Source organism: Mycobacterium sp. E740 (assembly GCF_001672895.1).
Lineage (GTDB): Bacteria > Actinomycetota > Actinomycetes > Mycobacteriales > Mycobacteriaceae > Mycobacterium.
In genome coordinates this window covers 1-10,698 of sequence record NZ_LZKP01000001.1, presented here as the reverse complement: position 1 = coordinate 10,698, position 10,698 = coordinate 1, and the positions used below count along the sequence as shown (strand labels likewise).

Below are 10,698 nucleotides of genomic sequence, written 5' to 3'. Positions count from 1 at the left end.
AAGCCGACCGCGTCGCCAACGTGCTGCCCGAAACACCGCACGTCAAAACCGTTCTGTCGGTCGAGGACGGATCGGATGACGACTTCGAGCGCTACGGCGGCGTGGAGTTCTACGCCGCGCTCGAACAGGGTTCGCCCGACCGCGATTTCGGTCCGCGCAGCGAGGACGACATCTACCTGCTCTACACCGGCGGCACCACCGGGTTCCCCAAAGGTGTGATGTGGCGCCACGAGGACATCTACCGAGTCCTGTTCGGCGGCACCGACTTTGCGACGGGTGAGTTCATCTCCGACGAGTACGACCTGGCGAAGGCGGCCGCCGAAAACCCGCCGATGATCCGCTATCCGATCCCGCCGATGATCCACGGGGCGACCCAGTCGGCCACCTGGATGTCGTTGTTCTCCGGTCAAACCACCGTGCTCGCACCGGAATTCGACGCCGACGAGGTGTGGCAGACGATCGAACAGCACAAGGTCAACTTGCTGTTCTTCACCGGCGACGCCATGGCACGCCCACTGCTCGACGCGCTGACCAGGCTGCACGACGCCGGTCACGAACCGGACCTATCGTCGCTGTTCCTGCTGGCGAGCACGGCCGCGTTGTTCTCGACCAGCATCAAGGAGAAGTTCCTCGAACTGCTGCCGAACCGGGTGATCACCGACTCGATCGGATCCTCGGAGACCGGCTTCGGCGGCACCAGCATCGTGGCCAAAGGCCAGTCGCACACCGGCGGTCCGCGGGTGGCGATCGATCACCGCACCGTCGTGCTCGACGAGGCCGGCAACGAGGTCAAGCCCGGCTCCGGAGTGCGCGGGATGATCGCGAAGAAGGGCAACATCCCCGTCGGCTACTACAAGGACGAGAAGAAGACGGCGGAGACGTTCAAGACGTTCAACGGGATTCGCTACGCCATTCCCGGCGATTTCGCCGAAGTGGAAGCCGACGGCACCGTCACGATGCTCGGACGCGGGTCACAGTCGATCAACAGCGGTGGCGAGAAGATCTATCCCGAAGAGGTCGAGGCCGCGCTCAAAGGTCACCCGGACGTGTTCGACGCGCTGGTGGTCGGAGTGCCCGACGAGCGCTACGGCCAGTGCGTCGCGGCGGTCGTGCACCGTCGGCCGGGAACCACCACGTCGCTGGCAGAGCTCGACACGTTCGTCCGCCAGGAGATCGCCGGTTACAAGGTGCCGCGCAAGGTTTGGTGGGTCGACGAGATTCACCGCACGCCTGCGGGCAAGCCGGACTACCGGTGGGCCAAGGACACCACCGAGGAGCGGCCCGCCGACGATGCGCACGCCAACCACGTGGGGTCGTCGACCTGATGCGCACCGAGCTGTGCGACCGCTTCGGCATCGACTACCCGATCTTCGTGTTCACGCCGTCGGAGAAGGTGGCGGCCGCGGTCAGCAAGGCCGGTGGTCTCGGCGTGCTGGGCTGCGTGCGGTTCAACGAAGCCGACGATCTCGAGGCCGTCCTGAGCTGGATGGACGAGAATACCGACGGCAAGCCCTACGGCGTCGACATCGTGATGCCCGCCAAGGTGCCCCAGGAGGGCACCGCGGTCGACATCGACAAGCTGATCCCGCAGAGCCACCGCGACTTCGTCGCGAAAACCCTTGCCGACCTTGGTGTCCCGCCGCTGCCCGAGGAGGGTGAGCGCAACGAGGGCGTGCTGGGCTGGCTGCACTCGGTGGCGCGGTCGCACGTCGAGGTCGCGCTCAAGCATCCGATCAAGTTGATCGCCAACGCGCTCGGTTCCCCACCCAAGGACGTCATCGACCAGGCGCATGCGGCGGGTGTGCCGGTCGCGGCGTTGGCGGGCAGTGCGAAACACGCTCAGCGACATGTCGAGAACGGTGTCGACATCGTCGTCGCGCAGGGCCACGAGGCCGGCGGGCACACCGGTGAGATCGGTTCGATGGTGCTGTGGCCGGAGATCGTCGACGGGCTGGCCGGTCGAGCGCCGGTGCTGGCGGCCGGCGGTATCGGCACCGGCCGGCAGGTCGCGGCGGCGCTGGCGCTGGGTGCTTCCGGAGTGTGGATGGGCTCGGCGTTCTTGACGGCGGCCGAGTACGACCTCGGCCATCGCAAACCCGGCGGCATCTCGACGATCCAGGAGGGCCTGCTGCGCGCCACGTCGGCCGACACGGTGCGCCGCCGGATCTACACCGGAAAGCCTGCGCGGCTGTTGAAGACGAAATGGACCGACGCGTGGGACGCCGCCGACGCGCCCGAGCCGTTGCCGATGCCGCTGCAGAACATCCTCGTCAGCGAGGCGCACCAACGGATGAACGAGTCGGACAACCCCGACACCGTCGCGATGCCGGTGGGCCAGATCGTCGGTCGGATGAACCAGATTCGCCCCGTCGCCGACATCATCGCGGAGTTGGTGGAGGGTTTCGAGGAGGCGTCGCGCCGCCTCGACGACATCCGCGGAAGCTGACGCCGCTAGGTCAGAAACCGATCTTCGTCTGCTCGTCGATGACGCGCGTCGCGTCGCTCACGAGAGCGGCCTGACCCTCCAGTCCGTCCGCATTGAGCTGGAGCACATACAGCGCATCGGGCCCGGGGATGACGACGGTCTTCTGCGCGACGATCTTCGTGCGGCCCTCTGATTCCCAGGTGCCGCCGAGCTGATAGGCGGGGTAGTCGCCCAGCGTGCTGGCTTCACCCTCGTTCATCGCGCTCCAACCCGGCAGGTTCTGGAGTTCACCGGGTGCCAGGTCGATGATCGTCTGCGGGTCCACATTCCCGGTGAGCTTCGATAGCAGCGCCACGATGCTCGGGGTGTATTCGGCGGCTTCCGGGCCGGTGTAGACGATCGCGCCGTAGGCCCAGTCAGGCGTGTCGTCTCCCGCCGGCTGCCAACCGTTCGGGATGGGCAGATCGATGGCCGGGGCGCCGGGGTCACCGCGCTTGATCGACGTCTCCTGTATGTGGTTCTCGGCGATGTAGCTTGCGATGGTCGGGTTGGGACCGGACGAATCCTCTTCGCGCGGAGCGACTTTCGCGGTCGAAGGGGCGGTCTTGGCGCTCGTGGACGTGCTGCTGGTGTGCTCTGCGGCGATACCCTTGCCGGTCACGGTCTTGGTGTCCGAACAGCCCGACAGCACCAGCGCGAACGTGGCGGCCAGCGCCGCCGCGCCTGAGATCGTCGTGAGTTTCATCGCCAGCTCCCGCCGCTCGGAAACGATCTGTAGCGAAGCGTAATCGACGGACGCGCCTGTTCAGCTCAAGAGCGACGGATCTCGTACACCGGATCGGCGCAGTCGGCGCCCTCGGCGGCCAGTTGTCGTTTGATCACCTTGAAGGTCTCGGTGCGCGGCAGCGCTGCGCTGACGCGCACCAGCGACGGCCATTGTTTCGGACCGAGATCGGGCTGAGCGCCGAGGAAATCGCGGAACGCGGCCGGATCGAATACGGTGCCTTCGGTCAGAGTCACCGCCGCCATCACCAGATCGCCGACATCGGGCGCCGGTATCCCGTACACCGCAACCTCGACTACCTCTGGATGCCTCAACAGAACCCGCTCGATCGGTGCCGCGCCGAGGTTCTCCCCGTCCACCCGCATCCAGTCACCGAGCCGGCCCGCGAAGTAGGCGTAGCCGTTCTCGTCGCGGTAGGCCAGGTCTCCGCTGTGGTAGACACCGCCGCGCATCCGGTCGGCGTCGGCCTCCGGATCGTTGTAGTAGCCCTCGAAACGCCCTGCGTCCGAGGTATTCACCAGTTCGCCGGTGACGCCGGGCGCACACTGCTCTCCGGTCTCGACGTCAACGATCTCGGTACCGGCCGGCAACGGGCCGAGGGACCCGGGCGGGGTGTCCGGGGTGCGGGCGATCGCGATACCGCCCTCGGTCGATCCGAACCCGTCCATCACCACGGTCCCGAACCGTTGCGCGAACCGCTCGATGTCGGCCGGGGCGCCTTCGTTGCCGTAGACCGCCCGCAGCGGATTGTCCCCGTCGTCGGGCCGCTGGGGCGTGGCCAGGACGTAGGACAGCGGCTTGCCGACGTAGTTCGCATACGTCGCGCCGAAGCGACGGATGTCGGGCAGGAACTGCGACGCAGAGAACTTGCGGCGCAACGCCAATGAGCCCTGCGACGCCAGCGCCACCGCCCAACCGACCAGCACCGCGTTCGAATGGAAGAGCGGCATCGACACGTAGCACACGTCGTCGGGGCCGAGCGAGAAGCGTTGCGTCATGGTCACACCCGCAACCGCCACCTTGCCCTGGCTGCACTTGACGGCCTTGGGGTCACCGCTGGTGCCCGATGTGTAGATCAGCATGAACAGGTCGCCGGGATCGGCGGAACGCACGGCGACCGGCTCGTGACCGAAATCCGCCACCTCCGCCGCCCACTCCGGCGAGTCCACGTCGACGTGGTCGACGTCGCCGAGCGCCGCGGCTGACGCTGAATCCGCAAGAACCACCTGGCAATCGGCGTGTTCGATGTCGCGCTGCAGCGCCGCGCCCCGGCGCACCGGGTTCAGGCCCACGGGCACGATTCCGGTCAAGCCCGCGGCCACCAGCACCGCCGAGAAGAACGGGGTGTTCTGTAGGAGCACCCCGACATGCGGCGGCCGGTCCGGGTCGAGCCGCGCGCGTAACGCGGCCGCGACCGCGGCGCCGTGCCGGAGGTGCGCACGCCACGGCGTGAACGACTCCTCGAAATACACGCCGCGGTCGTCGACGTCGATCAGCGGCGTCAACAGGTCCGCGACCGTGGGAAGGCCGTTCACCTCAGGCGGGTGTGTCGGCCAACTCCCGGCCGATGCGCAGCAGTTGGCCGGTTGCGCCCCCGACCGCGAATTCGGTCTGCTTGGCCGCCAGGAAGTAGCGGTGCACCGGATGGTCGGTGTCGATGCCCACCCCGCCGTGCACGTGAACCGCGGTGTGTGCAACGCGATGTCCGGCATCGGCGGCCCAGAACGCCGCGGTGTTGACGTCGAGGTCCGCCGCGATGTTCTCCGACAGCCGCCATGCCGCCTGGGTCAGCGTCAGGCGCAACGCCTTGACGTCGATGTAGCCGTCGGCCAACCGCGAGGACACCGCCTGGAAGCTGCCGATCGGCCGGTCGAACTGCTCACGCTCCCGGGCGTACTCCGCGGTGAGTTCCAGTGCCCGCTCGAGCACGCCGAGTTGAAAGGCGCTGCGGCCCAGCGTCGCCCGAGTGGTCAACCACGCCAGCACTTCCGCGTCGCCGACGACACGCTCGGTCCCAAGCTCGACGCCCTGCAGGTCCAGATGCCCGACGCTGCCCCGGCCGGTGGTGCTCAACGGCTCGACGGTCACCCCGGCATCCGCGGCGGCCACCAGGAAAACCACGGTGCCGGAATCGGTTTCGGCCGGCACCAGGAACCCGTCGGCCACCGGCCCGTAGGGCACCAGGGTGCGCGAGCCGGTCAGCCGGTAGCCGGAGCCGTTGTCGGCGGACGACGCGGCCTGCACCGGCCCCTGCCCCATCTCGCCATCGAGCGCGATCGTCAGGATCTTCTCGCCGGTGACCGCCGGTGTTCCCCACTCCTGCTGCAATTTTTCGGAACCGAACGCGGCGAGAGCACCGGCGCCCAGTACGACGGACTCCAGGTACGGCACAGCAGAGAGTTGGCGGCCCAGCGCGACGAGCACCGCGACCTGCTCGAGTACGCCGAACCCGCCGCCGCCCAACGGTTCCGGTGAGGCCGCCGAGAGCACGTCGGCCTCGATCAGCTTGTCCCAGAGCTTGCGGTCGAATCTCTGCTCGAGCCCGTCGAGTTCGCGCTGGCGCTCCGGCGTGACGACCGAATCGGCGATGGTGCGGACCAATCCGCCGAGATCTTCGGACGCTTCGGTTGTCTTGAAGTCCATGTCGGCGCTCCTTACCGGTTCACTCGGGGCAGGCCGAGTGCGACCATGCCGATGATGTCGCGCTGGATCTCGTTGGTGCCGCCGCCGAACGTGAGGATCAAGCAGCTGCGGTGCATGCGCTCCACCCGTCCGCGCAGCAGCGCGCCCGGTGCGTCGGGCCGCAGCGTCGCCGCCGTGCCCAGCACCTCCATCAGCAGCCGGTAGGCCTCCGTCGCCAGTTCGGTCCCGTACACCTTGGCCGCCGAAGCGTCCGCGGGTGACGGCGCGGCATCGTCGGTGGACGCCAGCTCCCAGTTGATGAGCTTGAGCACCTCGGCCTTGGCGTGCACCCGGGCCAGGTTGAGCTGCACCCACTCCGAGTCGATCAACCGGTTGCCGTGCACGTCCTTGGTGTTCTGTGCCCAGTCCCGAACGCCGTTGAGCGCCATGAAGATCGGCTGCGCGGAGACCAGTGCGACCCGCTCGTGGTTGAGCTGGTTGGTGACCAGTTTCCAGCCGGCATTCTCCTCGCCGACCAAGCTGGTCACCGGCACCCGCACGTCCTGGTAGTACGTCGCGCTGGTATCGACGCCTGCCATGGTGTGCACCGGTGTCCACGAGAAGCCCTCCGCTGTGGTGGGCACGATCAGCATCGAGATGCCCCGGTGCTTCTTTGCTTCGGGATTGGTGCGTGCGGCCAGCCAGACGTAGTCGGCGTACGCGATCAGGCTCGTCCACATCTTCTGGCCGTTGATGACGTAGTCGTCACCGTCGCGGACGGCGGTGGTGCGCAGCGACGCCAGATCGGTGCCTGCGCCGGGCTCGGAGTAGCCGATCGAGAAGTGCAGCTCACCGGCGGCGATCTTGGGCAGGAAGAACTTCTTCTGCTCTTCGGAGCCGAAGTGCATGATCGTCGGTGCCACGCTGTTGATGGTCAGGAACGGCACCGGCACGTTGGCGATCGCTGCCTCGTCGTTGAAGATCAGCCCGTCCATCGGCGGCCGCGCCTGGCCGCCGAACTCCTTGGGCCAGGACAGCGTGAGCCAGCCGTCCTTGCCCATCTGCGCGACCGTCTCGCGGTAGACGTTGCCGCGTCCCATCTCACCGTCGTTGGACGCCAGCGCCTCGGCCCGTTCCGGCGTCATCAGCTTGGTGAAGTAGGAGCGCAACTCGCGGCGCAGCTCTTCCTGCTCGGGGGTGTAGCCGATTCGCATCGCCTTGTCCTAACTTCTGTAGAGGCACGAAGTGGCACGCGGGGGTCCAGCCCGGTTTCACCCCCGGTTGTAACACGTTCTAGTCTTGGGGTCCAGGCCGGTGCCACCCTGGGCTCGGAGCGAGTCTGACCGCTAGGAGGTTGTGATGAGAGTGGAAGTGGACCGCGACCGCTGCGAGGGTAACGCCGTATGCGTGGGAATCGCGCCGGACCTGTTCGATCTCGACGACGAGGACTATGCGGTGGTCAAGGCCGACCCGGTGCCTGCCGACCGGGAGGACCTGGCCGAGCAGTCGATCGCCGAATGCCCGCGCGCCGCGTTGCTCCGCAGAGACTAGAGGTATTCATAAATTGACGACGAACCCGGTACGAGGAGCGGCATGAGCACAGATGCAAACGACCTGTCCGGCCGCGTTGCGGTGGTGACCGGCGCGGCCGCCGGACTGGGCCGCGCGGAGGCCGTCGGCCTGGCCCGGTCCGGAGCCACCGTCGTCGTCAACGACATCGCCGCGGCGCTGGACAAGTCCGACGTGCTCGACGAGATCTCGGCAGCGGGCAGCAAGGCCGTGGCGGTGGCCGGTGACATCAGCGAGCGGTCGACGGCCGACGAACTGGTCGAGACGGCCGACGGCCTCGGCGGGCTGAGCATCGTCGTCAACAACGCCGGCATCACCCGCGACCGCATGCTGTTCAACATGTCCGACGAGGACTGGGACGCCGTGATCGCCGTGCACCTGCGCGGGCACTTCCTTCTGACCCGCAACGCCGCCACGTACTGGCGCTCAAAAGCCAAGGAGAACGACGGTCAGGTTTACGGCCGGGTGATCAACACGTCGTCGGAGGCCGGTCTGGTCGGACCGGTCGGGCAGGCGAACTACGGGGCTGCCAAGGCGGGCATCACCGCGCTGACGCTGTCGATGGCTCGTGCGCTCGAACGCTACGGGGTGCGGGCCAACGCGATCGCGCCGCGCGCCCGCACCGCGATGACAGCCGATGTGTTCGGCGAAGCGCCGGAGTTGTCGGAAGGGCAGATCGACCCGCTGTCGCCCGAGCATGTCGTGAACCTGGTCCGGTTCCTGGCCTCGCCCGCCGCCGAATCGGTGAACGGGCAGCTGTTCATCGTCTACGGTCCTACGGTGACACTGCTGGCAGCTCCGACCGTCGAAGCGCAATTCAGCGCCGAAACCGATGCCTGGGAGCCGGCGAACCTCTCGGAAACGCTTCGGAATTACTTTGCTGACCGAGATCCGCAGAAGTGTTTCGCGGCCACCGGGGTGATGGCCCAGCAAGACTGACGGTCTCGGTCAGCGCGCTCGCGCCGCGATGGAACACGTTCTAAAACGAAGTCGATCTCACCTAGGGTGACCTGCGTAGAAGTCACAATTTCGATTCCTTTTTCGTTCTTTGACACCCTGAACTTGTTCTAGTTAGTATGATCCGGCTCACTAAGAGCAACGCTTGACCAAGGGGTGGGAAGCCTGCCGTGACAACGAGTTTCACCTCTTCGCCACGACGTCGTTTGAGATCACGTCGATCAGGCGCCACACCCCTCGCCACCCGAGAACGGAGCAAAGGTTGATCGAACAGCTCGCGGTGCCGGCTCGGGCCGTGGGCGGGTTCATGGAAATGGCTTTCGACACCTTTACCAAGACTTTTCGCCGCCCATTTCAGTTCCGGGAATTCCTCGATCAGACGTGGATGATCGCGCGCGTTTCGCTGGTACCGACGCTGTTGGTGGCCATCCCGTTCACCGTGCTGGTGGCGTTCACCCTCAATATCCTCCTGCGCGAGATCGGCGCCGCCGACCTGTCCGGCGCGGGCACCGCGTTCGGCACCATCACCCAGCTCGGGCCCGTGGTGACGGTGTTGGTGGTGGCCGGCGCCGGGGCGACTGCGATCTGCGCGGACCTCGGCGCGCGCACCATCCGCGAGGAGATCGACGCGATGCGCGTCCTGGGCATCGACCCGGTCCAGCGGTTGGTGGTCCCGCGGGTACTCGCCTCGACGTTCGTCGCGCTGCTGTTGAACGGCCTCGTCTGCCTGATCGGTCTGTCGGGCGGCTACGTGTTCTCCGTCTTCCTGCAGGGTGTCAACCCCGGCGCCTTCATCAACGGGCTGACGGTGCTGACCGGTCTCGGTGAACTCCTCCTGGCCGAAGTCAAGGCCTTGCTGTTCGGCGTCGTCGCCGGGCTGGTCGGGTGCTACCGCGGCCTCACAGTGAAAGGCGGCCCGAAGGGCGTCGGCATCGCGGTCAACGAGACCGTCGTCTACGCGTTCATCTGCCTGTTCGTGATCAACGTGGTGATGACCGCGATCGGCGTCCGGGTGCTGGTGCGATGAGCTACGACGTCACCCTTCGACTGCGCCGCTTCTTCAGCGGCCTGCCCAAGGCCGTCGACACCGTCGGCGAGCAGGCGCTGTTCTACGGCGAGACGATGCGCTACCTGCCCAACGCCGCCCGCCGGTACCGCAAGGAGACCATCCGCAACATCGCCGAGATGACGATGGGCACCGGCGCGCTGGTGATGATCGGCGGCACGGTCGGCGTCGCCGCGTTCCTGACACTGGCGTCCGGCGGCGTCATCGCGGTGCAGGGCTACTCGTCGCTGGGCAATATCGGGATCGAGGCGCTGACCGGGTTCCTGTCGGCCTTCCTCAACGTACGCATCGTGGCTCCGGTGATCGCGGGCATCGCGCTGGCGGCGACGATCGGCGCGGGCACGACCGCGCAACTCGGCGCCATGCGCGTCGCGGAGGAGATCGACGCCGTCGAAGCGATGGCCGTCCACTCGGTGTCTTATCTGGTCTCCACCCGGCTGATGGCCGGGATGATCGCGATCATCCCGCTGTACTCGCTGTCGGTGCTGGCCGCGTTCTTCGCCGCCCGCTTCACGACGGTCTTCATCAACAAACAGTCGGCCGGCTTGTACGACCACTACTTCAACACCTTCTTGGTGCCGACGGACCTGCTGTGGTCGTTCCTGCAGGCGATCGTCATGGCGATCGCGGTCATGTTGGTGCACACGTACTACGGCTACAACGCATCCGGCGGCCCGGTCGGCGTCGGCATCGCGGTCGGCCAGGCGGTGCGCACGTCGCTGATCGTCGTGGTGACGATCACGCTGTTCATCTCACTCGCCGTCTACGGCGCGTCCGGCAACTTCAACCTCTCCGGGTAGGCGGGGACGATGTCGGACAGCGAAACCAAACGCAGCCACGTGCGGATCGCCGCGGCGATCCTGTTCTCGATCCTGTTGGCCGCGACCGTGGCGTTCGGCCTCAACTGCTGCCCCGACGGGTGGGGCGGCGGGATGAACTCGACGGACTTCGCGCCGAAAACCGTTGTGCTGCCGATGCGCACGCCGGCGTTGGAGGGGATGTAGCGCATCTCGCCGCGTTCGATGGCCAGCGTCAGCTTCGCTTCGTCCCCGGCGTAGTCGATCGACTTGACCTTGCCGACTTGCACCCCCCGGTACTTCACCTTGGCGTCGCGCTCCATCACCAGGCCGGCGCGCGGAGAGGTCACGGTGACGGTGTCGACCGGGGTGAACGCCGCCGTGTACGCCAGGTAGGTGAACACGGTCGCGGCCAACAGGATCGAGAACAGGATCGCCGCGGCGATCCGCACGTGGCTGCGTTTGGTTTCGCTGTCCG

At 66.9% G+C, this 10,698-nt stretch carries 10 protein-coding genes and 1 pseudogene; 6 read left to right on the top strand and 5 right to left on the bottom strand.

Going from position 1 to position 10,698, the window contains the following annotated elements; all coding sequences use genetic code 11:
• Positions 1-1,325, top strand: a 1,325-nt coding sequence (locus tag A5663_RS00055) for an acyl-CoA synthetase (RefSeq protein WP_068142870.1), incomplete at its 5' end; no start/stop codon positions are given.
• Positions 1,325-2,446, top strand: coding sequence for a nitronate monooxygenase family protein (locus A5663_RS00050; RefSeq protein WP_068142869.1), 1,122 nt, complete (start codon positions 1,325-1,327; stop codon positions 2,444-2,446). The genes A5663_RS00055 and A5663_RS00050, both read left to right, overlap by 1 nt.
• A gap of 10 nt (positions 2,447-2,456) precedes the next feature.
• On the opposite strand, the gene A5663_RS00045 is transcribed toward A5663_RS00050, so the two are convergent.
• The 4 genes from A5663_RS00045 to A5663_RS00030 all read right to left on the bottom strand — a co-directional run bounded on the left by A5663_RS00045 (position 2,457) and on the right by A5663_RS00030 (position 7,045).
• Positions 2,457-3,170 carry an LpqN/LpqT family lipoprotein gene (locus tag A5663_RS00045; RefSeq protein WP_068142868.1) on the bottom strand — a complete coding sequence of 238 codons (714 nt, stop codon included), beginning with the start codon at positions 3,168-3,170 and terminating at the stop codon, positions 2,457-2,459.
• Positions 3,171-3,235: 65 nt separating this feature from the next.
• Positions 3,236-4,744, bottom strand: a complete 1,509-nt coding sequence (gene fadD17, locus A5663_RS00040; RefSeq protein ID WP_068142867.1) for a long-chain-fatty-acid--CoA ligase FadD17 — start codon at positions 4,742-4,744, stop codon at positions 3,236-3,238.
• 1 nt (position 4,745) lies between these two features.
• Positions 4,746-5,852, bottom strand: a complete 1,107-nt coding sequence (locus tag A5663_RS00035) for an acyl-CoA dehydrogenase family protein (RefSeq protein WP_068142866.1) — start codon at positions 5,850-5,852, stop codon at positions 4,746-4,748.
• Between the two features lie 11 nt (positions 5,853-5,863).
• The gene (locus A5663_RS00030; protein WP_068142865.1) at positions 5,864-7,045 is read right to left on the bottom strand and encodes an acyl-CoA dehydrogenase family protein; all 1,182 of its coding nucleotides are present in this window, start codon (positions 7,043-7,045) and stop codon (positions 5,864-5,866) included.
• A 145-nt stretch (positions 7,046-7,190) separates the two neighbouring features.
• On the opposite strand from A5663_RS00030, the gene A5663_RS00025 reads away from it, so the two are divergent.
• From A5663_RS00025 to A5663_RS00010, 4 genes are all read left to right on the top strand, one after another.
• Positions 7,191-7,382, top strand: coding sequence for a ferredoxin (locus A5663_RS00025; protein ID WP_068142864.1), 192 nt, complete (start codon positions 7,191-7,193; stop codon positions 7,380-7,382).
• A 42-nt stretch (positions 7,383-7,424) separates the two neighbouring features.
• Positions 7,425-8,339 carry a 3-oxoacyl-ACP reductase gene (locus A5663_RS00020; protein WP_068142863.1) on the top strand — a complete coding sequence of 305 codons (915 nt, stop codon included), beginning with the start codon at positions 7,425-7,427 and terminating at the stop codon, positions 8,337-8,339.
• A gap of 280 nt (positions 8,340-8,619) precedes the next feature.
• Positions 8,620-9,384 carry an ABC transporter permease gene (locus tag A5663_RS00015; protein ID WP_068142871.1) on the top strand — a complete coding sequence of 255 codons (765 nt, stop codon included), beginning with the start codon at positions 8,620-8,622 and terminating at the stop codon, positions 9,382-9,384.
• Positions 9,381-10,223, top strand: a complete 843-nt coding sequence (locus A5663_RS00010) for an ABC transporter permease (protein WP_068142862.1) — start codon at positions 9,381-9,383, stop codon at positions 10,221-10,223. Before A5663_RS00015 ends, A5663_RS00010 begins: the two co-directional genes overlap by 4 nt.
• A gap of 76 nt (positions 10,224-10,299) precedes the next feature.
• On the opposite strand, the pseudogene A5663_RS00005 reads toward A5663_RS00010, so the two are convergent.
• Positions 10,300-10,698, bottom strand: a pseudogene (locus A5663_RS00005) (MlaD family protein); the annotation flags it as partial.